The 22,077-nt window shown below is 63.2% G+C and carries 23 protein-coding genes; 14 read left to right on the plus strand and 9 right to left on the minus strand.

Annotated elements, in window-relative coordinates:
• Positions 1 to 58 precede the first annotated feature (58 nt).
• Positions 59 to 868, minus strand: a complete 810-nt coding sequence (gene trpA, locus ACNFCI_RS04665) for a tryptophan synthase subunit alpha (RefSeq protein WP_368828705.1) — start codon at positions 866 to 868, stop codon at positions 59 to 61.
• Positions 865 to 2,082 (minus strand): tryptophan synthase subunit beta, encoded by a 1,218-nt coding sequence (gene trpB, locus ACNFCI_RS04670; RefSeq protein WP_368828704.1) that lies wholly within the window; start codon positions 2,080 to 2,082, stop codon positions 865 to 867. The genes trpA and trpB overlap by 4 nt, the downstream gene beginning before the upstream one ends.
• Before the next feature lie 108 nt (positions 2,083 to 2,190).
• Here trpB and ACNFCI_RS04675 point away from each other — a divergent pair, with 108 nt between their 5' ends.
• The gene (locus ACNFCI_RS04675; RefSeq protein ID WP_368828703.1) at positions 2,191 to 3,087 is read left to right on the plus strand and encodes a LysR family transcriptional regulator; all 897 of its coding nucleotides are present in this window, start codon (positions 2,191 to 2,193) and stop codon (positions 3,085 to 3,087) included.
• A gap of 82 nt (positions 3,088 to 3,169) precedes the next feature.
• On the opposite strand, the gene ACNFCI_RS04680 is transcribed toward ACNFCI_RS04675, so the two are convergent.
• Entirely contained in the window at positions 3,170 to 3,493 is a 324-nt protein-coding gene (locus ACNFCI_RS04680) for a DUF883 family protein (RefSeq protein ID WP_084855216.1), read from the minus strand.
• 153 nt (positions 3,494 to 3,646) lie between these two features.
• Between ACNFCI_RS04680 and ACNFCI_RS04685 the strand changes: the two genes are divergently transcribed.
• Positions 3,647 to 3,862, plus strand: a complete 216-nt coding sequence (locus tag ACNFCI_RS04685; RefSeq protein WP_042121737.1) for a dodecin — start codon at positions 3,647 to 3,649, stop codon at positions 3,860 to 3,862.
• A 106-nt stretch (positions 3,863 to 3,968) separates the two neighbouring features.
• On the plus strand, positions 3,969 to 4,190 hold the full coding sequence (locus ACNFCI_RS04690) for a DUF1161 domain-containing protein (protein WP_084855215.1): 222 nt from the start codon (positions 3,969 to 3,971) through the stop codon (positions 4,188 to 4,190).
• A 99-nt stretch (positions 4,191 to 4,289) separates the two neighbouring features.
• On the opposite strand, the gene ACNFCI_RS04695 is transcribed toward ACNFCI_RS04690, so the two are convergent.
• Positions 4,290 to 5,294, minus strand: a complete 1,005-nt coding sequence (locus tag ACNFCI_RS04695) for an LLM class flavin-dependent oxidoreductase (RefSeq protein ID WP_416767510.1) — start codon at positions 5,292 to 5,294, stop codon at positions 4,290 to 4,292.
• Positions 5,295 to 5,445: 151 nt separating this feature from the next.
• Between ACNFCI_RS04695 and ACNFCI_RS04700 the strand changes: the two genes are divergently transcribed.
• Together ACNFCI_RS04700 and ACNFCI_RS04705 are read left to right on the plus strand one after the other, a co-directional pair.
• Positions 5,446 to 5,871, plus strand: a complete 426-nt coding sequence (locus ACNFCI_RS04700) for an OsmC family protein (protein ID WP_084855213.1) — start codon at positions 5,446 to 5,448, stop codon at positions 5,869 to 5,871.
• A gap of 73 nt (positions 5,872 to 5,944) precedes the next feature.
• On the plus strand, positions 5,945 to 6,178 hold the full coding sequence (locus ACNFCI_RS04705) for a DUF1161 domain-containing protein (protein WP_084855212.1): 234 nt from the start codon (positions 5,945 to 5,947) through the stop codon (positions 6,176 to 6,178).
• A 76-nt stretch (positions 6,179 to 6,254) separates the two neighbouring features.
• On the opposite strand, the gene ACNFCI_RS04710 is transcribed toward ACNFCI_RS04705, so the two are convergent.
• On the minus strand, positions 6,255 to 6,668 hold the full coding sequence (locus ACNFCI_RS04710) for a DUF2057 domain-containing protein (RefSeq protein WP_224457509.1): 414 nt from the start codon (positions 6,666 to 6,668) through the stop codon (positions 6,255 to 6,257).
• A 77-nt stretch (positions 6,669 to 6,745) separates the two neighbouring features.
• A complete protein-coding gene (locus tag ACNFCI_RS04715) occupies positions 6,746 to 7,159 on the minus strand; it encodes a hypothetical protein (RefSeq protein ID WP_324818202.1) in 414 nt (137 codons plus the stop codon).
• Between the two features lie 84 nt (positions 7,160 to 7,243).
• Between ACNFCI_RS04715 and ACNFCI_RS04720 the strand changes: the two genes are divergently transcribed.
• On the plus strand, positions 7,244 to 8,317 hold the full coding sequence (locus tag ACNFCI_RS04720; protein WP_368828860.1) for an aminopeptidase: 1,074 nt from the start codon (positions 7,244 to 7,246) through the stop codon (positions 8,315 to 8,317).
• Between the two features lie 169 nt (positions 8,318 to 8,486).
• On the opposite strand, the gene ACNFCI_RS04725 is transcribed toward ACNFCI_RS04720, so the two are convergent.
• Both ACNFCI_RS04725 and ACNFCI_RS04730 read right to left on the minus strand, forming a co-directional pair.
• Complete coding sequence (locus ACNFCI_RS04725) at positions 8,487 to 9,137, minus strand: HAD family hydrolase (RefSeq protein WP_324811947.1); 651 nt, start codon at positions 9,135 to 9,137, stop codon at positions 8,487 to 8,489.
• A gap of 51 nt (positions 9,138 to 9,188) precedes the next feature.
• Complete coding sequence (locus tag ACNFCI_RS04730; protein WP_324811950.1) at positions 9,189 to 9,731, minus strand: gamma carbonic anhydrase family protein; 543 nt, start codon at positions 9,729 to 9,731, stop codon at positions 9,189 to 9,191.
• Positions 9,732 to 9,834: 103 nt separating this feature from the next.
• On the opposite strand from ACNFCI_RS04730, the gene prlC reads away from it, so the two are divergent.
• From prlC to ACNFCI_RS04760, 6 genes are all read left to right on the plus strand, one after another.
• Entirely contained in the window at positions 9,835 to 11,886 is a 2,052-nt protein-coding gene (prlC, locus tag ACNFCI_RS04735) for an oligopeptidase A (protein ID WP_084855207.1), read from the plus strand.
• Positions 11,883 to 12,164, plus strand: coding sequence for a YheV family putative zinc ribbon protein (locus tag ACNFCI_RS04740; RefSeq protein WP_084855206.1), 282 nt, complete (start codon positions 11,883 to 11,885; stop codon positions 12,162 to 12,164). The genes prlC and ACNFCI_RS04740 overlap by 4 nt, the downstream gene beginning before the upstream one ends.
• 129 nt (positions 12,165 to 12,293) lie before the next feature.
• On the plus strand, positions 12,294 to 14,294 hold the full coding sequence (locus ACNFCI_RS04745) for a M3 family metallopeptidase (RefSeq protein WP_368828701.1): 2,001 nt from the start codon (positions 12,294 to 12,296) through the stop codon (positions 14,292 to 14,294).
• Between the two features lie 80 nt (positions 14,295 to 14,374).
• On the plus strand, positions 14,375 to 15,433 hold the full coding sequence (locus ACNFCI_RS04750; protein WP_368828700.1) for a PA0069 family radical SAM protein: 1,059 nt from the start codon (positions 14,375 to 14,377) through the stop codon (positions 15,431 to 15,433).
• 318 nt (positions 15,434 to 15,751) lie between these two features.
• The gene (locus tag ACNFCI_RS04755; RefSeq protein ID WP_084855203.1) at positions 15,752 to 16,471 is read left to right on the plus strand and encodes a carbonic anhydrase; all 720 of its coding nucleotides are present in this window, start codon (positions 15,752 to 15,754) and stop codon (positions 16,469 to 16,471) included.
• Between the two features lie 185 nt (positions 16,472 to 16,656).
• Entirely contained in the window at positions 16,657 to 18,192 is a 1,536-nt protein-coding gene (locus ACNFCI_RS04760) for a SulP family inorganic anion transporter (protein ID WP_416767512.1), read from the plus strand.
• Between the two features lie 93 nt (positions 18,193 to 18,285).
• Here ACNFCI_RS04760 and ACNFCI_RS04765 read toward each other — a convergent pair whose 3' ends face one another.
• Complete coding sequence (locus ACNFCI_RS04765) at positions 18,286 to 18,927, minus strand: hypothetical protein (RefSeq protein ID WP_084855202.1); 642 nt, start codon at positions 18,925 to 18,927, stop codon at positions 18,286 to 18,288.
• A 376-nt stretch (positions 18,928 to 19,303) separates the two neighbouring features.
• On the opposite strand from ACNFCI_RS04765, the gene coxB reads away from it, so the two are divergent.
• Complete coding sequence (coxB, locus tag ACNFCI_RS04770; protein WP_084855201.1) at positions 19,304 to 20,431, plus strand: cytochrome c oxidase subunit II; 1,128 nt, start codon at positions 19,304 to 19,306, stop codon at positions 20,429 to 20,431.
• A 52-nt stretch (positions 20,432 to 20,483) separates the two neighbouring features.
• Positions 20,484 to 22,073, plus strand: a complete 1,590-nt coding sequence (gene ctaD, locus ACNFCI_RS04775; RefSeq protein WP_324811963.1) for a cytochrome c oxidase subunit I — start codon at positions 20,484 to 20,486, stop codon at positions 22,071 to 22,073.
• Positions 22,074 to 22,077: the final 4 nt, after the last annotated feature.

The following is a 22,077-nucleotide window of genomic DNA, read 5'->3' on the forward strand; positions in this document are numbered from 1 at the left end:
AGCGGTGATCGCCTGTAGGAGCGGCCTTGTGCCGCGATCGAGGGCGTAGCCCTCGCAATCAGCTGCGCGCCGAACGCACACCTTCGGCCAGCGCCGAGCACAGGCTCAGCACATCGTTCACGGCCTGCCCGGCATCCTTGGCCTGGGCGATCTTGTCCACCAGCGCCGAGCCCACCACCACACCATCGGAGAGCTTGGCGATGGCTGCTGCCTGTTCAGGCGTGCGAATACCGAAGCCCACGCTGATCGGCAGGTCGGTGTGGCGACGCAGGCGGGCGATGGCCTGCTGGACGTGCTCGGTGGTGGCGGAGCCGGCGCCGGTCACACCCGCCACCGAGACGTAGTAGACGAAGCCGGAGCTACGCTCGAGCACGCGCGGCAGGCGGGCGTCGTCGGTGGTCGGGGTGGTCAGGCGGATGAAGTCAATGCCGGCGGCCTGGGCCGGGGTGGCCAGCTCGGCGTCATGCTCCGGCGGCAGGTCGACGATGATCAGGCCATCGACGCCTGCTTCCTTGGCCTGTGCCACGAACTGCTCCACGCCGAAGCGGTGGATCGGGTTGTAGTAGCCCATCAGTACGATCGGCGTGGTCTGGTTATCTACACGGAATTCGCGAACCATCTGCAGGGTCTTGGCCAACGTCTGGCCAGCGTCCAGGGCACGCAGGGTCGCCAGCTGGATGGCCACGCCGTCGGCCATCGGGTCGGTGAATGGCATGCCCAGCTCGATGACGTCGGCACCGGCTGCCGGCAAGCCTTTGAGGATCTGCAACGAGGCGTCATAGCCCGGGTCGCCCGCGGTGATGAAGGTGACCAGTGCCGAGCGGCCTTCGGCCTTCAGTTCGGCGAAACGTTGTTCAAGACGGCTCATGCCTGTTTCTCCTGGGCAGCCATATGGTTCATCACGGTTTGCATGTCCTTGTCGCCACGGCCGGACAGGCACACGACCATCAGGTGGTCCTTGGGCAGGTTCGGTGCGCGCTTGATCGCCTCGGCCAGGGCATGGGAACTCTCCAGTGCCGGGATGATGCCTTCCAGGCGGCAGCTGGTGTGGAACGCTTCGAGGGCTTCGTCGTCGGTGATGCTGACGTACTCGACGCGCTTCACTTCGTGCAGGTAGGCGTGCTCCGGGCCGATGCCCGGGTAGTCCAGGCCTGCCGAGATCGAGTGGGCGTCGGTGATCTGGCCGTCCTCGTCCTGCAGCAGGTAGGTGCGGTTGCCGTGCAGTACGCCCGGCACACCACCGTTGAGGCTGGCGGCGTGTTTGTCGGTGTGCACGCCGTGGCCACCGGCCTCGACGCCGATGATCTTGACGCTCTGGTCATCGAGGAAGTCGTGGAACAGGCCCATGGCATTGGAGCCACCGCCGACGCAGGCAATCAGGCTGTCCGGCAGGCGGCCTTCCTTTTCCTGCAGCTGGGCGCGGGTTTCCTTGCCGATGATCGACTGGAAGTCGCGGACCATCGCCGGATAAGGGTGCGGGCCGGCCACGGTGCCGATCAGGTAGAAGGTGTCTTCGACGTTGGTGACCCAGTCGCGCAGGGCCTCGTTCATGGCGTCCTTGAGGGTGCCGGTGCCGGCGGTGACCGGGATGATCTCGGCGCCCAGCAGCTTCATGCGGAATACGTTGGCCTGCTGGCGCTCGATGTCGGTGGCGCCCATGTAGATCACGCAGGGCAGACCGAAGCGCGCCGCGACGGTGGCGGTGGCCACGCCGTGCATGCCGGCGCCGGTTTCGGCGATCAGGCGTTTCTTGCCCATGCGCTTGGCCAGCAGCACCTGGCCGATGCAGTTGTTCACCTTGTGCGCGCCGGTATGGTTGAGCTCTTCACGCTTGAAGAAGATCTTGGCGCCGCCGCAGTGTTCGGTCAGGCGTTCGGCGAAGTACAGCGGGTTGGGGCGGCCGATGTAGTCGCGTTGGAAGTAGGCCAGCTCTTCGAGGAATTTCGGGTCGGCCTTGGCGGCCTCGTATTCACGGGCCAGGTCCAGGACCAGCGGCATCAGGGTTTCGGCCACGTAGCGGCCGCCGAACGAGCCGAACAGGCCGTTGGCATCAGGGCCGGCGCGGTATTGGGTCTGGGTCATGGGGCGCTCCAAGGCGTGATCTATGGTCGATGGGCTTTACTCTAACCACGACAAGGCCGGCTGAAAACCGATAAGATTGCGACAACTCGTCAGAAAAACTCACACGTCATGCGCCAGGATCTTCCGCCCCTCAACGCTCTGCGTGCCTTCGAGGCCACTGCCCGGCTCAACAGTGTCAGCCAGGCGGCTGAACTTCTGCACGTGACTCACGGGGCCGTGAGCCGGCAGTTGAAGGTGCTCGAAGAGCACCTTGGCGTGGCGCTGTTCGTCAAAGATGGACGCGGCATCAAACTCACAGATGCCGGTGTACGCCTGCGCGAGGCCAGCACCGATGCGTTCGATCGCCTGCGCAGCGTGTGCGCCGAGCTCAGCCGCGATGTCAGCGAGGCGCCCTTCGTCCTGGGGTGTTCCGGCAGCCTGCTGGCGCGCTGGTTCATCCCTCGGCTCGGGCGATTGAAGGCGGACCTGCCGGAGCTGCGCCTGCACCTGTCGGCAGGCGAAGGCGACTTGGACCCGCGCCGTCCGGGGCTGGATGCATTGCTGGTGTACGCCGAGCCGCCGTGGCCTGCGGATATGCAGGTGCATGTGCTGGTCGAAGAACGTATCGGCCCGGTGTTGAGCCCGCACTTTCCGGGGTTCGAACGGCTGCGCGAGGCGCCGGCCAAGGCCCTGCTCGACGAGGCCTTGCTGCATACCACCTCGCGCCCGCAAGCCTGGCCCACCTGGGCCGCGCAGCAGGGGCTCGACCCGGCGGCGTTGGCCTTCGGCCAGGCGTTCGAGCATTTGTATTACTTGTTGGAGGCGGCGGTGGCTGGTCTGGGCGTGGCCATCGCCCCGCAGCCGCTGGTGGCGGACGACCTGCGGGCCGGGCGCCTGAGCGCACCCTGGGGCTTCTCGCCGACGCACGCGGCATTAGCCCTATGGGTGCCCAGGCGCGCCGCGGACGGGCGCGCCGAGCAGTTGGCGCAGTGGCTGCGCAACGAGCTGGAACGACAAACGGTCTAGTGTCCTGTCTCGGAAATGCGTTCTCTTTTGGTGGTGCCCAGGACGTCGCCCAAAGTGAACAGCTTATTTCCGAGACTGGACACTAGTTGCGCTTGCACATCAACCAGGCGGCCAGCAGGCCAAGGGCGCCGATGGCGACGCCGGCGGTGGTCCAGGGGTGTTCCTGGGCATAGTCGCGGGTGGCGATACCGGTCTGGCGGGTGCGGGTCTTCACTTCCTCATAGGCATCGCCGAGCAGCGTGCGCGAATGCTTGAGCGCATTCTCGGCGTTGCTGCGAATCGCCTTCATGGATTTCTGCGACTCTTCCGAAGCATCGTGCTTGAGGTGTTCGAGGGTCTTGAGCAGGCTTTCGATCTCCGCTTCCATGCTTTCCAGCGACGCTTTACGCAGCGAGTTATAGGCCATGATGACTCTCCTTCGCGGTGGTTGGGCTGTAAGGGGTGCGACTGTGCAGCGAAGCGAAAGTGCGATCGAACTTTCCTGCATGGCGATGGTTCGCAGGTAAACCGGGCCTGCGCTGCTAGGCTCAATCTCACACGCCAACCAAGGAGAGCGCTCATGTCCGATCACCACACCTACAAGAAGATCGAGCTGGTCGGTTCCTCGCCCACCAGCATCGAGGACGCGATCAACAATGCCCTGGCCGAAGCCGGCAAGAGCATCAAGCACCTGGAATGGTTCGAGGTGGTCGATACCCGTGGGCATATCCGCGACAACAAGGCGGCGCACTTCCAGGTCACGCTGAAGGTCGGCTTCCGTATCGCCAACAGTTGAAACAAGGCCGGGCTGGCCTGGCCCGGCGAGATGGGGTAAAGGTTTGTGGGTGCCAGTCCTGGATTGGCGCCCTGTACTTTTTTGATCTGAACAAGGAAAGCGATCGATGAAGAAACTGCTGTGGGCGATGGGCCTGGTGGCGCTGGCGGGCAGCGCGCAGGCGGCGGGCAAGCCGTGCGAGGAGCTCAAGGCCGAGATCGATGCCAAGCTCCAGGCCAAGGGCGTTACCGGCTATGTGCTGGAGATCGTCGACAAGGGCGCCGGAGGTGGAAAGGTGATCGGCAGTTGCGAGGGCGGTACCAAGGAGATCGTGTACCGCCGCGAGTGATCGGTGGCGCTTGGGGCCCAATCGCTGGGCAAGCCCGCTTCCTCGAGGATACGACCCCTGGGAGCGGGCTTGCCCCGCGACCGACGGCGCAGCCGTCGTCTACTCGTGTTTCAAGGCCTGCGCCAACAGCTCATACGACCGTACCCGGTCCGCATGTTCGTACAGGTCGCAGGTGAATATCAGTTCATCCGCCCCGGTCTGCTCCAGCAGCACCTCGACCTCGGCCCGTACCTTCTGCGGGCTGCCGATCATCGCCAAGCCCAGGAAGCTGCCCACCGCATCGCGTTCATGGGGCAGCCACAGGCCGTCCATGCTCGGCACCGGTGGGCGCTGCATCAGGCTCTGGCCACGAATCAGTGCCAGGATGCGCTGGTACACCGACGTCGCCAGGTATTCGGCCTTTTCGTCGGTCTCGGCTACGACCATGGGCACGCCGAGCATCACGTAGGGCTTGTCCAGTACCGTGGAAGGCTTGAAGTGGTCGCGGTAGATGCGGATCGCCTCGTGCATATAGCGCGGGGCGAAATGCGAGGCGAAGGCATAGGGCAACCCGCGCATGCCCGCCAGCTGGGCGCTGAACAGGCTGGAGCCGAGCAGCCAGAGCGGCACGTCGGTGTCGTGGCCCGGCACCGCAATGACCTTCTGGTCCGGCGTGCGTGGGCCCAGGTAGCGGGACAGCTCTTCGACGTCGTCCGGGAAGTCGTCGGCGCTGCCGGAGCGTTCGCGACGCAAGGCGCGGGCCGTCATCTGGTCAGAGCCCGGTGCGCGACCCAGGCCCAGGTCGATACGCCCAGGGTAGAGGCTTGCCAGTGTGCCGAACTGCTCGGCGATCACCAGGGGCGCATGGTTGGGCAGCATCACACCGCCGGCGCCGATGCGGATGCGCGAGGTGCCACCTGCCAGGTACCCGATCAGTACGGACGTGGCCGAGCTGGCGATGCCGTCCATGTTGTGGTGCTCGGCCACCCAGAAACGGTTGTAGCCGAACCGCTCGGCATGTCGGGCCAGGTCCAGGGAGTTGCGCAGGGCCTGGGCAGGGCCGCCATCGGCGCGTACCGGTACCAGGTCGAGAGTGGATATCTTCAGGTCACGCAGGTGCGTCATGGGTGCCTCCGCAGAAAGGTTGGCCGTGGGGCCTTGGATTCTCTGTATGGGCACTTTTCGGGGTTTCAATGCTAGGCGTCAGATTCAGCTGAACTTGCTGTAAGCCTGAACCTCAGAACCCATAGGTACCCACCCTACGACAGGAGGCAACATGAAAAAGACAGCATCGGCGATCTGGCAAGGCGGGTTGAAGGATGGCAAGGGATCGCTCTCCACGGAAAGCGGTGCACTCAAGCAGAACCCCTATGGCTTCAACACCCGTTTCGAAGGCTCGCCAGGCACAAATCCGGAAGAGCTGATCGGCGCGGCCCATGCCGGCTGCTTTTCCATGGCACTGTCGATGATGCTCGGCGAGGCGGGCTTCACCCCCGAGCGTATCGACACCATTGCCGAGGTCAGCCTGGACAAGCAGCCGGACGGTTTCGCCATTACGGCCGTGCACCTGACCCTCAAGGCCAAAGTGCCTGGGGCGAGCGATGCGCAGTTCCAGGAAATCGCCAACAAAGCCAAGGCCGGCTGCCCGGTGTCGAAGGTGCTGAACGCGACGATTACCCTGGACGCCACCCTGCTTTCCTAGGCGGCGCAACAGGAGCGGTTTCCTGTAGTCTAATGGGCGTTGGCAGCCCGACTGCCTTTTCAGGAGCCGTTCCATGATCCGCGTTGCAACCGCCGTGCTGGTCTCCTTGCTGGCTACGGCAGCCATGGCCGCGCCCAAGCCGTGCGAGGAACTCAAGGCCGAAATCGAGGCGAAGATCCAGGCTGCGGGGGTCACGTCCTATACCCTGGAGATCGTGCCCAACAGTGAAGTCCGCGATCAGAACATGATCGTCGGCAGCTGCGATGGTGGCACCAAGAAGATCATCTACCAGAAGAACGACCAGTGACCCGAGCCCGTTTTATCGGCGGTAGACCCCGCTCCCATTGGTTCGTGGGAGTGGGTATGGCCATGAAGGCTGCCGCTCACGGAATGCAGAACACCTGGCTCGGCTCGTTCACCACCACCTTGCGGCTGGCATCGAACAGCAATACCTGTGGCTGCATCACCGGTGCCCGCGCCTCCAGGCGATAGCGCTCGCCTGCCTTGAAGTCATCGAAGCGTACGGTGAGGTAGCAAGTGCGCTCGGTAGGGTCGGTGCTGAAGCCGCCCGAATACACTTCGTAGTCGAAGCGTACCACCAGCTCGTGCCGACCTGGGGTGACCTGGAAGTAGCGGCCATCCTCCAGCCGCTGGCCGTCCAGGCGGTCGGCCATGATGGTCCTGCCAGGCGTGATGGTGTAGAGGTCGACCCAGGCCTGCTTGGGATCGACGGGCGGCAAGGGGCTGGCGCAAGCCCCCAGTGCACTGAGGGCGATCAGCATCATGGGCTGGCGCATGGCGAAACTCCCGCTCGCGGTTTACAGGCTTTAAGCATAGCGCCGTCAGGCCCGCGTTGTCGTGAAACTCTTGGGTTTCAGGTGCGCTGGCAACCGGCTGGCATGCCCTGCCCCACCAGCTTCTGCTGCTGGTCATAGAGTTTGACCCAGGGGCGGAAACCGATGCTGCCGGCCTGCAGCTGGTAGCGTTGGCCGGCACTGAAGTCCTTGAACGTCAGGTTCAGCTGGCAGTCGCGCCACAGCGGTTCGTCCACTGGGCCGATATTGCTCGGCGCCACCGCGAACTGGTAGCGCACGGTGAGCTCATGGTTGCCAGGCTGGACTTCGAAATAGCGCTTGTCGGCCCAGTCGCGTTCGTCCACCTGCACGGCATGCAGCGAGGTGTTGTCGTAGGGGGCAAGGTCGATCCAGGCCTGGTTGGGGTCCGGGTCGGGCAGCGTGGAGCAACCGGACAGCAGCACGAGCGTGCCGACGGCAATCAGTGAACGCATGGCGAAACTCCCCCCTGGCGAGATAGTCTTGGACCGCACTGGCCGTGAGCGAGATAGACAGCCCTGATGTTTCGACTTTTTCTTTTGCAGCGCTCAAGCCATGGGCCTCTCGACCGCATTTTCTGGCGTTTGGTTCCCGTGCTGGCGGTCTTCCTGCTGAACGGTTGCTCCAGCATCGGCTACTACGGTCAGTTGGCCGAGGGGCAATGGCAACTGTTGCGGGCGCGACAGCCTGTGGCGCAGTTGCTGGACGACCCTTCCCTAGGCGGTCCATTGCGCCAACGTCTGGAGCATGCCGAACAGGCCCGGCAGTTCGCCAGCGAACGGTTGAAGCTGCCGGACAACCGCAGCTATCGGGTCTATGCCGATCTAGGGCGGCCCTACGTGGTATGGAATGTCTTTGCGACACCTGAGCTCTCGTTGCAGCCGGTCACCCATTGCTTCCCGATCGCCGGTTGCGTGGCCTACCGGGGCTATTACCGGCAAGGCGCCGCCCGCGGCGCGGCAGCGTTGATGCGCCAGGAGGGGATGGACGTGTATGTCGGGGGCGTGGAGGCCTATTCGACTCTGGGCTGGTTCGACGATCCGATCCTTTCCTCGATGGTTGCCTGGGGCGATGAACGCCTGGCCGCGGTGATCTTCCACGAGCTGGCGCACCAGCGCGTCTATGTAAAGGACGACACTGAGTTCAATGAGTCGTTCGCCACCTTCGTGGAACAGGAAGGATCGCGGCAATGGCGCGTGGCGCGCGGGCTTCCAGCGATTCGGGATGACCCGGCGCGCCAGCGCGAGCAGTTCGTTCGGCTGGTGCTGGACAGCCGTTCGCGCTTGCAGGCGATCTATGCCGGACCGTTGAACGAGGCTGGCAAGCGGGCGGCCAAGCAGGCGGAATTCGAGCGCTTGCGGCGTGAGTATCGGCAGTGGCGTGATGGGCCTTGGAAGGGGGATGGGCGTTACGATGCGTGGATGTATGGGCCTATGAACAATGCCAAGCTGCTGCCGTTCGGCTTGTATGACCAATGGGTGCCGGGGTTTGCGGCGTTGTTCGAGGATGTGAACGGCGATTGGGGCGAGTTCTATCAGCGGGTCGAGGCGTTGGGGCGGTTGCCGACTACGGCGCGCAAGGCTGAGTTGGCGCGGTTGGCTGGTCGGGGGTGAAGGGGGCCGCTTTGCGGCCCATCGCCGGCAAGCCGGCTCCCACAGGATTGCGCCGCGCTCAAGACTTGCGAAATCCCTGTGGGAGCCGGCTTGCCGGCGATAGGACCGGGCAAGCAACTCAAGACAGTTGCTCTCGTCTCTGGCATGCCAGCGATGGGTTGCGCAGGAGTCAGGCCTGGAAAAACGCCTGGTGCAACTGCGCCAACGTGTCGAAATGGAATGCCGGCGCCTCGGCCATCAGCTCTTCGCGGCTGCCAAAGCCATAGCCCACCGCCACTGCTTGCAGCCCATTGCTGCGCGCGCCGATCAGGTCATGCTTGCGATCACCGATCATCAGGGTCTGCGCTGGGTCCAGTCCTTCCTCGTCCAGCAGGTGGCGGATCAACTCGACCTTGTTGGTACGGGTGCCATCCAGTTCGCTGCCGTAGATCACCTTGAAATGGTGATCGAACGCGAAGTGCCGGGCGATCTCGCGGGCGAACTCCCAGGGTTTGGAGGTGGCGATGTACAGCGTGCGGCCTTGACCATTCAGAGCCTCGAGCAGCTCCGGCACACCGTCGAACACCAGGTTCTCGTACAGGCCGGTGACCCTGAAGCGTTCGCGGTAGAAGTTCACCGCGTCCCAGGCCTTGGCCTCGTCGAAGTGGTAGAACTGCATGAAGGCCTGCAGCAAGGGTGGGCCGATGAAGTGCTCGAGGCGGGCCAGGTCCGGCTCGTCGATACCCAGTTTGGCCAGGGCGTACTGGATCGAACGGGTGATGCCCAGGCGCGGGTCGGTCAGGGTGCCGTCGAGGTCGAAGAGGATGTTCTGCTGGTGCATGGTGTTCTCGGTATCTATGAGCCGTTGCGCTCCTGCAAGCGCGTGGTGTGGCTATCGGTCGTAGCCTTCGGCCAGGTGCTGGTCCTTGAGCTTGACGTAGTTGGCTGCGCTATAGGGGAAAAACGCACGTTCCTTGTCGGTCAGCGGGCGTGCCTGCTTCACTGGGCTGCCCACGTACAGGTAGCCGCTGTTCAGGCGCTTGCCCGGCGGTACCAGGCTGCCGGCGCCGATGATCACTTCGTCCTCGACCACCGCGCCATCCATGATGATGCTGCCCATGCCGACCAGAATGCGGTTGCCCAGTGTACAGCCGTGCAACATGACTTTGTGACCGATGGTCACGTCGTCGCCGATCAGCAACGGGAAGCCCTCCGGGTTGAACGGCCCGGCATGGGTGATGTGCAGCACGCTGCCATCCTGCACGCTGGTGCGTGCGCCGATGCGGATCCGGTGCATGTCGCCGCGCACCACAGTCAGCGGCCAGACCGAGCTGTCCTCGCCGATCTCGACGTCACCCAGCACCACTGCCGAACGGTCGACGAAAACCCGTGGTCCAACTTTGGGAGTGTGTTGCTGAAAGCTTCGAATGGCCATGATAGCGCCCCTCTTGAATGCCGATAGGCGGGCTGCCTGCTGCGGTCGGCGTCGATTGTAATTAAGATGGTCCCGTGTTTCCTCCTGCCAAGGTATCTAAACCGTGAGTGCGAACAACCCGCTTCTGCAGTCCTACGATCTGCCGCCCTTCTCGGCGATCCGAGCCGAACATGTGCTGCCGGCGATCGAGCAGATCCTGGCCGACAACCGCAAAGCCATTGCAACGATCCTCGAACAGCAAGGCAAGAATCCGACTTGGGCCGGCCTGGTGCTGGCCATGGATGAACTCAACGATCGCCTGGGCGCGGCCTGGAGCCCGGTCAGCCACCTCAATGCGGTGTGCAACAGCAAAGAGCTGCGCGAGGCCTACGAGTCCTGCCTGCCGGCCCTGAGCGCCTATTCCACCGAACTGGGGCAGAACCGCCAGCTGTTCGAAGCCTACCAGGCCCTGGCCAACAGCCCGGAAGCCGCCGGCTTCGACGCGGCCCAGAAGACCATCATCGACCATGCCCTGCGTGACTTCCGCCTGTCGGGTATCGACCTGCCGGCCGAAAAGCAACAACGCTACGCCGAGGTGCAAAGCCGCCTCAGCGAGCTGGGGAGCCGTTTCTCCAACCAGTTGTTGGATGCCACCCAGGCCTGGACCAAGCATGTCAGCGACGAGGCGCAGCTCGACGGCCTGCCCGACTCGGCCAAGGCGCAGATGGCCGTCGCCGCCCAGGCCAAGGGCCTGGATGGCTGGCTGATCACCCTGGAATTCCCCAGCTACTACGCGGTGATGACCTACGCCACCGACCGCGCCCTGCGCGAAGAGCTCTACGCCGCCTACTGCACCCGCGCCTCGGACCAAGGCCCGAATGCCGGCCAGTTCGACAACGGCCCGGTGATGAGCGAGATCCTCGACCTGCGCCAGGAGCTGGCCGAGCTGCTGGGGTACCCGAACTACGCCGAACTGAGCCTGGCTACCAAGATGGCCGAGTCCAGCGACCAGGTGTTGAGCTTCCTGCGTGACCTGGCCAAGCGCAGCAAGCCGTTCGCCGCCCAGGACCTGGAGCAGCTCAAGGCCTATGCCGCAGAACAAGGCTGCCCCCAGTTGTCGAGCTGGGATGCCGGCTTCTACGGCGAGAAACTACGCGAGCAGCGCTACAGCGTGTCGCAAGAGGCCCTGCGGGCCTACTTCCCGATCGACAAGGTGTTGTCGGGGCTGTTCTCCATCGTCCAGCGCCTGTACGGCATCGAGATTGCCGAACTCAAGGGCTTCGACACCTGGCACCCGGACGTGCGCCTGTTCGAGATCAAGGAAAACGGCCAGCACGTGGGCCGCTTCTTCTTCGACCTGTATGCCCGCGCCAACAAGCGCGGCGGTGCGTGGATGGACGGGGCCCGCGATCGTCGGCGCACGGCAGCCGGCGCCCTGCAAAGCCCGGTGGCGAACCTGGTGTGCAACTTCACCCCAGCCGCACCCGGCAAGCCTGCGCTGCTGACCCATGATGAAGTCACCACCCTGTTCCACGAGTTCGGGCACGGCCTGCACCACTTGCTCACCCGCATCGAGCATGCCGGCGTTTCCGGCATCAACGGTGTGGCCTGGGATGCAGTGGAGCTGCCGAGCCAGTTCATGGAGAACTGGTGCTGGGAGCCTGAAGGCCTGGCGTTGATTTCCGGCCACTACGAGACCGGCGAGCCTTTGCCCCAGGACCTGTTGGACAAGATGCTGGCGGCCAAGAACTTCCAGTCGGGCATGATGATGGTGCGCCAGCTGGAGTTCTCGCTGTTCGACTTCGAACTGCATGCCAACCATGGCGACGGCCGCAGCGTGCTGCAGGTACTCGAAGGGGTGCGTGACGAGGTTTCGGTGATGCGCCCGCCGGCCTACAATCGTTTCCCCAACAGCTTCGCCCATATCTTCGCCGGCGGTTATGCGGCGGGCTACTATAGCTACAAGTGGGCCGAAGTACTCTCGGCCGATGCTTTCTCGCGCTTCGAGGAAGAAGGCGTGCTCAACGCCGAGACTGGCCGCGCCTTCCGCGAGGCGATCCTGGCTCGTGGCGGTTCCCGCGAGCCGATGGTGCTGTTCGTCGATTTCCGCGGTCGCGAGCCTTCCATCGATGCATTGCTGCGCCATAGCGGCCTGACCGAGGACGTGGCGGCATGAGCGAGGTACCTGTGACCAAGACCAAGAAGCGCTTCATCGCCGGGGCTGTGTGCCCGGCGTGCAGCGAACCCGACAAGCTGATGATGTGGAACGAGGACGGCGTACCGCACCGCGAGTGCGTGGCCTGCGGCTTCACCGACACCCTGAACGAACAGGGCCTGTCGGTGCCCACCGAGCTGGGCACCCGGGTCAACCACCTGGCGCCCAAGGCGGCACCGGCCAAGGTGCAGACCGTGCAGTTCTTCCCCAATCCGAAGCTGAAGAAACCGGCCGAATAAGGCCATCGCGCCACCCGGTCTGGGCTGCGGTGGCGCGTATCTGCACAGGCAGGTGGTAGTTATGCGGCCACCTGTTCTGGGCTTTGCGTTCCATGCTCGCGTTGACTATCAGCCGAACAGGAACCTCCTATGCAAGCCCGCAACCCCCTGTTGAACGAAAACCGCTCGCCCATCGATTACGACAGCGTGACGCTCGAACATGTGAAGTCGGCGCTCGATACGGTGATTGATGCCTACGAAACCGGTCTGGCGCACGTACTGGATAGCCAACAACAGCAGCCCAGCTGGTATGGATTGGTCTTGGCGATGGACAACGTCATAGCCGATCTGCAGGCGGTCGTCTTTGCCACTTTGCCATTGACCGTAAAAGGCGATGCGTGGAGTGCGGCCTTTGGCGAAGGGTATGGTCAGGCGCAGCGTCTGTTCATCGACAACCGCCGGAACAAGCCGCTGCATGCGCTCTATGAACGCTTGGCCACGGACCAGCCCAGCCTGGATGTCTATGAAAAAGCTACGCTGCGCAGGATCCTTCTGGAGTACCGCCTGGCCGGTGTGCATCTGGATGCGCAGCAAAACGCCACGCTGGCGCAGCTGGAAGATGACATCAACGAACAAGTCGGTGGCTTCTATCAGACGCTCGATGAAACGAGTGAGCGATCGAGCATTCAGATCAAGGACGAGGCGCGCCTGGAGGGGGTGCCCCAGCGACTGCGCAACCTCATGGCCCAGCAAGCCAAGGATGCCGGCCTGAAGGGCTGGAAGATTCTCTGCAATGAACGCAACGCCGATGCCATCCTCGAATTTGCCGATGATCGGAGCCTGCGCGAGGCCGTCTACACGGCCTACCATTCCCGGGGTGTTCATCCGGATGAGCAACAAGACAATGGCAACCGACTGCAACAGCTGGCGCTCTTGCGGGAGCAAAAAGGGCAACTGATCGCGAACACCAGCTACGCGCAACTGATGGTGCAGGGCAAGGCTGCGGGCAGCGTCGAGCCTGTTCGTCAGTTGCTCCAGACACTGGCGCAAAAGCTGCGACCCGCCATGCTCAAGGCCCGCGCCGACGTCCAGCGCCTGGCTGCGGAGCACAATCTGGATGCAGCCCAACCGTGGGACATCAGGTACCTGAGAGCCCGCAATCAGGCCATGAACAGTGAAACGCTGCGCGGCTACTTCACCCTGGACAAGGCGGTGCAAGCTCTGGTCGATCTGGCCGAACGGGTCTTTGACCTGACGCTTGTGCCCTGCTCTTCCTCGGCATGGCATCCCAGCGTGCGCGGTTTCACCGTGCGCCAGGACGGCATGGAAGTCGGCACGCTGTACCTGGATGTCCTCAGGTATCCGGGCAAGCAAGGCAGTGTCCACACCATTGCCATGCGTCATCGGCGTCGGGACGAGGAAGGACGTACACATGGCGCTTCGGTGATGGTGGTCAGCGACGGTGAGCCAGGGATGGGTGATGAACCCTCCCTGCTCGATCATCTGGCCCTGCGCAAGCTGTTCCACGAGTTCGGTCATGGCCTGCACCTGCTGCTGATGCCCGCCACCAACCATGTGCTCTCCGATCCGAACAGAGCAGGTTCCGATGCCCAGGAGTTCTTCGGCAAGTTTCTTGAGCGCTGGCTGTGGAACGCGCATTACCTGGTGGATATCTCCAGCCACTACCTGACCGGTGAACCGCTCACGCTCGAGCAGGCTCGGTCGGTACTGGCCAACCTGCGCGAGGCTCAGCTGGAAAAGTGTGCCTTCGACGTGAGCATGGCGTTGTTCGATCTGGAGCTGCACAGCTCGCCCAGTGATGGCAAGAGCGTGCAGGAGCGACTGTTGGAATGTCGCGAACGCTGCGGATGCTGGCCTCTGGCGAGTTTCGAGAAGCCGGCGCACGCGTTCGACTATCTGGTGGCCGGTTACGAGGCGGGCTATTACAGCTACGTCTGGGGCGAAGCATATGCCATCGATATATTCACCCACTTCGAAAAATGGGGGTTGCTCGACAACAGGGCGGGCAAGCGCTTTCGGGCGGCATTCGCCAATTGGGCCAATGCCAAGACGATACCTGAGGGATGTGAGGATTTTCTGGGGCGCCCCATGCAAATCGAGGCGATGCTGGGCTGGTACGGCCTCGAATGAGGCGCATTGGCTGACGTAAGGCGCTGGAACGAAGGAACCTACAGCTGTACTGTATATAGATACAGTAAATGGAGCCTGCGATGTTTTCTCCAGCGCCGCAAAAGGGTCGGGGCACGACCCATAATCCGCTCAATCGCTTCTCCCCCAGCCATTCGACTGCGGAAGACGATGGTTGGTATCAGGACGTGCCTGTGACCCAAGGCACTGAGATCCGTATCGAGACCGCCAAGACCATCATCACCCGCAACACCTCGCCCGACCTGCCCTTCGACCGCTCGATCAACCCCTACCGGGGTTGCGAGCACGGTTGCATCTACTGCTACGCTCGCCCCAGTCATGCCTACTGGGACCTCTCGCCCGGTCTGGACTTCGAGACCAAGCTGATCGCCAAGACCAACGCCGCCCAGGTGCTCGAGCAACAGCTGCGCAAGCCAGGCTACGTCTGTGCGCCCATCAACCTGGGCTCGAACACCGACCCCTACCAGCCCATCGAACGGGAGCAACAGTTGACCCGGCGCCTGCTGGAAGTCCTGCTGCGCTTTCGCCACCCGGTCACCATCGTCACCAAAGGTTCGCTGGTCCTGCGCGACCTCGATCTGTTGGCCGAAATGGCCAGCCAGCGGCTGGCCCGGGTGATGATCAGCCTGACCACGTTGGACGACGATCTCAAGCGCACCTTGGAGCCGCGGGCCGCATCGCCCAAGGCGCGGTTACGGGCCATTCGGGTGTTGCGCGAGGCAGGCGTACCGGTGGGTGTGTTGTGCTCGCCGATGATTCCGATGATCAACGACAGCGAACTGGAGCATTTGCTTGAGGCAGCCAGCCAAGCCGGTGCGCAGAGTGCGGCCTACATGATGCTGCGCCTGCCGCTGGAGGTCGCGCCGCTGTTCGAACAATGGCTGCACGATCACTACCCGCAACGGGCTGCCCATGTGCTCAGCCTGATCCGTCAGAGCCGAGGGGGTGAGTTGTACGACAGCCGTTTTGGTTCGAGGATGCGCGGCGAAGGGGTCTTCGCCGAGCTCTTGGCGCAGCGGTTCGCCAAGGCCATGCGCCGGTTGGGGTTCGAGGGGCGGGAGGCGCAGGCGCTGGATTGCACCGCATTCTGCCCGCCGGGTGGGCAGATGGCGTTGTTCTGAGTGGTTGGGGCCGCGCTGAACTACATAACAGCCCCGAGAGGTCAAAAAGCCATCCCTAGTCTGGCTCATGGCAACCGATATTTTTCTTCCAGGCTATTGGCGGTTGATGCTTTTTTGCTATTATCGATTTCCCGCCTTTAGAAGCTGGAACGCCCGTTCTAGAGCCTTCAAATTCAGTTTCAGTTAAGTTTTCCACGGTAGCGTGAGCGCACAGAGATTGTGATGAATGGCCTGTGCCCGGCATCTAACGCCCTGCATAACCAGAATCTTTACCCGGTAAACTGGAACTTACCCTACACACCGTCAAGAGGATGAATCATGCCCGTCAAGGACCCATCCAAGGTCGTCCCGGCTGCACCCGCCGAAAGTGCCGATGCTGCCCTGAAGCATATCGTCGACGGCTTCCTGCGGTTTCACCATGACGTCTTCCCCGAGCAGCAGGAGCTGTTCAAGAAGCTCGCCACCGCGCAGACGCCGCGCGCCATGTTCATTACATGCGCCGACTCGCGCATCGTCCCCGAGCTGATCACCCAGAGTTCACCCGGCGACCTGTTCGTGACCCGTAACGTAGGTAACGTCGTACCGCCCTATGGGCAGATGAACGGCGGCGTATCCACGGCCATCGAGTACGCCGTGCTGGCCTTGGGCGTGCATCACATCATTGTCTGCGGCCATTCCGATTGCGGCGCCATGCGAGCAGTGCTCAACCCCAACTCGCTGGAGAAGATGCCCACGGTCAAGGCCTGGCTGCGCCACGCGGAAGTCGCCCGCACCGTGGTCGAGGACAACTGCTCCTGCGGCAGCGAGCACGAGAGCATGCAGGTGCTGACCAAGGAAAACGTCATCGCCCAGTTGCATCACCTGCGCACCCACCCCTCGGTCGCCTCGCGCCTGGCGGCCGGCCAGCTGTTCATTCACGGTTGGGTCTATGACATCGAGACCAGCCAGATCGAAGCCTATGACGCCGCCAGCGACAGCTTCCTGCCGCTGAGCGCCGACCAGCCGATCCCCTGCGCTACACCGAGAGGCCGCTACTAAGCGGCCCACACCTCGCCGTAACGTTTCGCCGACCGGCCGCACCCGCTGAGGGTGGGGCCAGTTGTCGGCTGCCTTGAATTCCCCTGACTGCCTTGCCGGTTTGCCGGCGGTCCGCGCCTGCGCGCGTGTCGGGGTTCCCTGTGCCTGCGGCTGGCGGACTGGCCGCGTATCGAGAAAGGAGCTTCATGGTGAACAAGACACAGATCAAAGCGGCCCTGCCGCGTGAGTTGTTGGCATCGGTAGTGGTCTTTTTGGTGGCCCTGCCCTTGTGCATGGGCATTGCGATCGCTTCAGGCATGCCACCGGCCAAGGGGCTGATCACGGGCATCATCGGTGGCATCGTGGTCGGCTTCCTCGCGGGCTCGCCCTTGCAGGTCAGCGGCCCGGCCGCGGGCCTGGCGGTGCTGGTATTCGAGCTGGTGCGCCAGCATGGCATGGCCATGTTGGGCCCGATCCTCTTGCTCGCTGGCCTGTTGCAGCTATTGGCCGGACGCCTGCGCCTGGGCTGCTGGTTCCGCGTCACTGCCCCTGCCGTGGTGTACGGGATGCTCGCCGGAATCGGCGTGCTGATCGTATTGTCCCAGGTGCATGTGATGTTCGACAGCGCGCCCCAGCCATCTGGGGTGCAGAACCTGCTGGGCTTTCCGGCGACGGTGGCTGCGGCCCTGCCGCTGGAGAATGCGGGTAATGGCTGGCAGGCTGGCGCCCTGGGCCTTGGGACCATCGCCTTGATGTGGAGCTGGGAGCGCTGGCGCCCACAGCGCCTGCGTTTCATTCCCGGGGCCTTGCTGGGAGTGGCGGCGATGACCGCCGTCAGCCTGTGGCTGGCCCTGCCGGTGAACCGTGTGCAGGTGCCGGCGGACCTCTCCGAAGCCATTGACTGGCTGCGCCCGGACGACTTGTTGAAGCTGGCCGACCCTGGCCTCCTGGTCGCCGCCTTCGCCCTGGCCTTCATCGCCAGCGCCGAAACCCTGCTCTCGGCCGCCGCGGTGGACCGCATGCACAGTGGCCAACGCTCGGACTTCGACCGTGAACTGTCGGCCCAGGGGCTAGGCAACATGCTCTGCGGTGTGCTGGGCGCGTTGCCGATGACCGGGGTGATTGTGCGCAGCTCGGCCAACGTCCAGGCCGGTGCCCAGACGCGTTGGTCGGCGATTTTCCATGGCGTGTGGCTGCTGGCTTTCGTGGTGGCGCTCAGCAGCGTGCTGCAGCAGATCCCCGTGGCCAGCCTGGCCGGCGTGCTGGTGTATACCGGCATCAAACTGGTGGATTTCAAGGCGTTCCGAGGGTTGGGCCGGTACGGCCGTATGCCGATGTTCACCTATGCGGCCACGGCGCTGGCGATCATCTTCACCGACCTGCTGACCGGCGTGCTGCTCGGGTTCGCCCTGACCTTGCTGAAACTGGCGCTCAAGGCGGCGCGGCTGAAGATCAACCTGGCTACCCTGGAAGAGCCAGGGCACATGGAGCTGCGGCTCAGTGGCGCCGCGACCTTCCTCAAGGTGCCGGCGTTGACCCAGGTGCTGGAAACCGTGCCGCAAGGGACCACACTGCACGTGCCGTTGGGCAACCTGAGCTATATCGACCACTCCTGCATCGAGCTGCTGGAGGACTGGGGGCGCAGCAATGCAGCCAAGGGTTCTCGCTTGGTGATCGAGCAGCACAGGCTCAAGCGGCGAGTCGAGGGGCGCCTGCGCACGACGGCGGGTATTGGGGCTTGATGCAAGAGGGCCGCTTTGCGGCCCGTTCGCGGGTAAACCCGCTCCCACAGGGTTAACGCTGGCGCTGTGGGAGCGGGTTTACCCGCGAATGCGTCAGGCCGGCTGGCCGAGCTCCACGCCCAGTTGACGGGACAGGCATGGCCAGCGCTTCCAGGCGGCGCCGGTCTCGGGGCTGCAGAGTTTCTCTCGGTAGGCTTCCACCGACTCGACGGCGAAGCTTTCGTCATCGAGCATCTGGTCCACCGAATGGTGCACCACTTCATCGAGCTGGTTGGCAAAGGTTTCGCCGATCAGCTGATGGGCGATCAGGTTGGCCACGGTGGTATCCACCGGGATCAGCGGCTGCTGGAAGTGGCGGATGTACAGGTCGTTGACTTCTTCGACCAGGCGATGGGCCAGGTAGGCTTCGTCCAGCAGGCAATCCAGGCCGACATGGCCTTGCATGACGCTGGGCGGTTGCAGGAAATAGGTTTCGGCGATTTTCAGCACCGGCGTGATCTGTGACTCGATGCCAGCTTCGCGGGCCACGTCATGGGCGGCCTCCAGCAGCTCTGGAACCTGGTCGATGTAGGCGCTGACGAAACGCGCCAAGGTACCCTGGGCATCCTGCTCGGGCAGATGGATCGAAGGATGCAGATGCGGCAGTTGTTGTTCCAGACGCTGTTTCAGTTGGCCAGTCTGGCCCTCGTGTTGATGGGCGTGGGTGATCTGCTCGCGGACAGCAGCGATGTTCATGACAACTCCAGGGACAAGGCGTTACAAACGGAAGACACTAAATTAGCTCGGTTGTGAGAATGCCTAAGACGCATTTGTTATAACCCTGAGGCACGTTTGCCAGTGTGGTTATATCAATGTGCCATCATTTTGCTCCACCCCAATAACCGCAAGGCTTTCAAACGATTGCGTGAATCGATGAAGTTGATTTCATGGTGGTCGTTGCGTGCCGTTGGTCGCTGTCTATACTCCCGGTGAACGTGATTCGTTGATGAGGCCCGACTGCCGTTTGCAGGGGCTCGGTCGTCGAAGCCAGGCAGTCTTGGCCACCCACCCCTCCTTAGCCGTAAGGTCGTCCACGCCTCCGGGACAACAAGAACGATAAGGGGAACCCGCAATGATGCGACATCCACATGTCTGGATGGGCCTCCTGTTGTGGTTGGTGTTTGGCCAGGCGCATGCCGCCTGGACCGTGAACATGGCGCCGGGGGCGACGGACGTTTCCAACGCCGTGTTCGACCTGCACATGACCATCTTCTGGATCTGCGTGGTCATCGGCATCGTCGTGTTCGGTGCGATGTTCTGGTCGATGGTCATCCACCGCCGCTCCACGGGCCAGGAGCCTGCGCATTTCCACGAGCACACCTGGGTGGAAATCCTCTGGACGGTGGTTCCCTTCCTGATTCTCGTGGCCATGGCCATTCCGGCCACCAAGACCCTCATCGACATCTACGATGCCAGCGAGTCGGACATCGATATCCAGGTCACCGGCTACCAGTGGAAGTGGCACTACAAGTACCTGGGCCAGGACGTGGAATTCTTCAGCAACCTGGCCACGCCCGCCGAACAGATCCACAACCAGGCCCCCAAGGACGAGCACTACCTGCTCGAAGTCGACCAACCGCTGGTACTGCCGGTCGGGGCCAAGGTGCGTTTCCTGGTGACGGCCGCCGATGTCATCCACTCTTGGTGGGTGCCGGCCTTCGCGGTCAAGCGTGACGCCATCCCCGGCTTCGTCAACGAGGCCTGGACGCGTATCGAAAAGCCCGGCATCTATCGCGGCCAGTGCACCGAGCTGTGCGGCAAGGACCACGGTTTCATGCCGGTGGTGGTCGAGGTCAAATCCAAGGCCGACTACGACACCTGGCTCGGCGAGCGCAAGGCCGAGGCGGCCAAGCTCAAGGAGCTGACCAGCAAGGAGTGGACCCTTGAAGAGCTGGTCGAACGAGGCGACAAGGTCTACCACACTACCTGCGTGTCCTGTCACCAGGCCGAAGGCCAGGGCCTGCCACCGATGTTCCCGGCGCTCAAGGGCTCGAAGATCGCCACCGGGCCCAAGGAAGACCACCTGAACATTGTTTTCCACGGCAAGCCAGGCACTGCCATGGCCGCGTTCGGCAAGCAGCTGTCGGAAGTCGACATCGCCGCCGTGGTGACCTACGAGCGCAACGCCTGGGGCAACAACAAGGGTGACATGGTCACGCCGAAGGACGTGCTGGCGCTCAAGCAGGCAGAAGGCCAATGAACCGGGCCGAAGGGTATTCCCGCGCCAGCCACCGGATTGCAGGAGACAGGACATGAGTGCAGTGATCGACGACCACGCCCAAGGCCACGACCATGCCCACGGCCCGGCCAAGGGCTTGATGCGCTGGGTGCTGACCACCAACCACAAGGACATCGGCACGATGTACCTGTGGTTCGCCTTCGCCATGTTCCTGCTTGGCGGCTCCTTCGCCATGGTGATCCGTGCCGAGCTGTTCCAGCCCGGACTGCAGATCGTGGAACCGGCGTTCTTCAACCAGATGACCACCATGCACGGCCTGATCATGGTGTTCGGTGCCGTGATGCCAGCCTTCGTCGGCCTCGCCAACTGGATGATCCCGCTGATGATCGGCGCGCCGGACATGGCCCTGCCACGGATGAACAACTTCAGCTTCTGGTTGCTGCCGGCGGCCTTCCTGTTGCTGGTCTCGACCCTGTTCAGCCCCGGCGGCGGGCCGAACTTCGGCTGGACCTTCTACGCCCCGCTGTCGACCACCTATGCTCCGGCCAGCGTGACCTTCTTCATATTCGCCATCCACCTGATGGGCATCAGCTCGATCATGGGCGCCATCAACGTGATCGCCACCGTACTCAACCTGCGCGCACCTGGCATGACCTTGATGAAGATGCCGCTGTTCGTCTGGACCTGGCTGATCACCGCGTTCCTGCTGATCGCGGTGATGCCGGTGCTGGCCGGCGTGGTGACCATGATGCTGATGGACATCCATTTCGGCACCAGCTTCTTTAGTGCGGCTGGGGGCGGCGACCCTGTGCTGTTCCAGCACGTGTTCTGGTTCTTCGGCCACCCCGAGGTGTACATCATGATCCTGCCGGCGTTCGGCGCGGTCAGCTCGATCATCCCGGCGTTCTCGCGCAAGCCGCTGTTCGGCTACACCTCGATGGTCTATGCCACCGGCGCCATTGCCTTCCTGTCGTTCATCGTCTGGGCCCATCACATGTTCGTGGTCGGCATCCCGGTGGTGGGCGAGCTGTTCTTCATGTACGCCACCATGCTGATCGCCGTACCTACAGGGGTGAAGGTGTTCAACTGGGTCAGCACCATGTGGGAGGGCTCGCTGACCTTCGAGGCGCCGATGCTGTTTGCCATCGCCTTCGTCATCCTGTTCACCATCGGTGGGTTCTCCGGTCTGATGCTGGCCATCGCCCCGGCGGACTTCCAATACCACGACACCTATTTCGTGGTCGCCCACTTCCACTACGTACTGGTGCCGGGGGCGATCTTCGGCATCTTCGCCTCGGCCTACTACTGGCTGCCGAAATGGACCGGGCACATGTACGACGAAACCCTGGCCAAGCTGCATTTCTGGCTGTCGTTCATCGGCATGAACCTGGCCTTCTTCCCCATGCACTTCGTGGGGTTGGCCGGCATGCCGAGGCGCATTCCGGACTACAACCTGCAGTTCGCCGACTTCAACATGGTGTCGTCGATCGGTGCCTTCATGTTCGGCGCAACGCAGATCTTCTTCCTGTTCATCGTCATCAAGTGCATCCGCGGTGGCGCGCCGGCACCGGCCAAGCCCTGGGATGGCGCCGACGGGCTGGAGTGGTCGGTGCCTTCGCCGGCGCCCTACCACACCTTCCAGACCCCGCCGGAAGTGAAGTAGGGCC

This window comes from Pseudomonas sp. NY15356 (assembly GCF_048068175.1).
GTDB lineage: Bacteria > Pseudomonadota > Gammaproteobacteria > Pseudomonadales > Pseudomonadaceae > Aquipseudomonas > Aquipseudomonas putida_K.

What these genes read in the sequence shown, in the direction of transcription:
- trpA (WP_368828705.1), bottom strand. Translation starts at nt 868, where the DNA reads ATGAGCCGTCTTGAACAACGTTTCGCCGAACTGAAGGCCGAAGGCCGC.
- trpB (WP_368828704.1), bottom strand. Translation starts at nt 2,082, where the DNA reads ATGACCCAGACCCAATACCGCGCCGGCCCTGATGCCAACGGCCTGTTC.
- ACNFCI_RS04675 (WP_368828703.1), top strand. Translation starts at nt 2,191, where the DNA reads ATGCGCCAGGATCTTCCGCCCCTCAACGCTCTGCGTGCCTTCGAGGCC.
- ACNFCI_RS04680 (WP_084855216.1), bottom strand. Translation starts at nt 3,493, where the DNA reads ATGGCCTATAACTCGCTGCGTAAAGCGTCGCTGGAAAGCATGGAAGCG.
- ACNFCI_RS04685 (WP_042121737.1), top strand. Translation starts at nt 3,647, where the DNA reads ATGTCCGATCACCACACCTACAAGAAGATCGAGCTGGTCGGTTCCTCG.
- ACNFCI_RS04690 (WP_084855215.1), top strand. Translation starts at nt 3,969, where the DNA reads ATGAAGAAACTGCTGTGGGCGATGGGCCTGGTGGCGCTGGCGGGCAGC.
- ACNFCI_RS04695 (WP_416767510.1), bottom strand. Translation starts at nt 5,294, where the DNA reads ATGACGCACCTGCGTGACCTGAAGATATCCACTCTCGACCTGGTACCG.
- ACNFCI_RS04700 (WP_084855213.1), top strand. Translation starts at nt 5,446, where the DNA reads ATGAAAAAGACAGCATCGGCGATCTGGCAAGGCGGGTTGAAGGATGGC.
- ACNFCI_RS04705 (WP_084855212.1), top strand. Translation starts at nt 5,945, where the DNA reads ATGATCCGCGTTGCAACCGCCGTGCTGGTCTCCTTGCTGGCTACGGCA.
- ACNFCI_RS04710 (WP_224457509.1), bottom strand. Translation starts at nt 6,668, where the DNA reads ATGCGCCAGCCCATGATGCTGATCGCCCTCAGTGCACTGGGGGCTTGC.
- ACNFCI_RS04715 (WP_324818202.1), bottom strand. Translation starts at nt 7,159, where the DNA reads ATGCGTTCACTGATTGCCGTCGGCACGCTCGTGCTGCTGTCCGGTTGC.
- ACNFCI_RS04725 (WP_324811947.1), bottom strand. Translation starts at nt 9,137, where the DNA reads ATGCACCAGCAGAACATCCTCTTCGACCTCGACGGCACCCTGACCGAC.
- ACNFCI_RS04730 (WP_324811950.1), bottom strand. Translation starts at nt 9,731, where the DNA reads ATGGCCATTCGAAGCTTTCAGCAACACACTCCCAAAGTTGGACCACGG.
- ACNFCI_RS04740 (WP_084855206.1), top strand. Translation starts at nt 11,883, where the DNA reads ATGAGCGAGGTACCTGTGACCAAGACCAAGAAGCGCTTCATCGCCGGG.
- ACNFCI_RS04745 (WP_368828701.1), top strand. Translation starts at nt 12,294, where the DNA reads ATGCAAGCCCGCAACCCCCTGTTGAACGAAAACCGCTCGCCCATCGAT.
- ACNFCI_RS04750 (WP_368828700.1), top strand. Translation starts at nt 14,375, where the DNA reads ATGTTTTCTCCAGCGCCGCAAAAGGGTCGGGGCACGACCCATAATCCG.
- ACNFCI_RS04755 (WP_084855203.1), top strand. Translation starts at nt 15,752, where the DNA reads ATGCCCGTCAAGGACCCATCCAAGGTCGTCCCGGCTGCACCCGCCGAA.
- ACNFCI_RS04760 (WP_416767512.1), top strand. Translation starts at nt 16,657, where the DNA reads ATGGTGAACAAGACACAGATCAAAGCGGCCCTGCCGCGTGAGTTGTTG.
- ACNFCI_RS04765 (WP_084855202.1), bottom strand. Translation starts at nt 18,927, where the DNA reads ATGAACATCGCTGCTGTCCGCGAGCAGATCACCCACGCCCATCAACAC.
- coxB (WP_084855201.1), top strand. Translation starts at nt 19,304, where the DNA reads ATGATGCGACATCCACATGTCTGGATGGGCCTCCTGTTGTGGTTGGTG.
- ctaD (WP_324811963.1), top strand. Translation starts at nt 20,484, where the DNA reads ATGAGTGCAGTGATCGACGACCACGCCCAAGGCCACGACCATGCCCAC.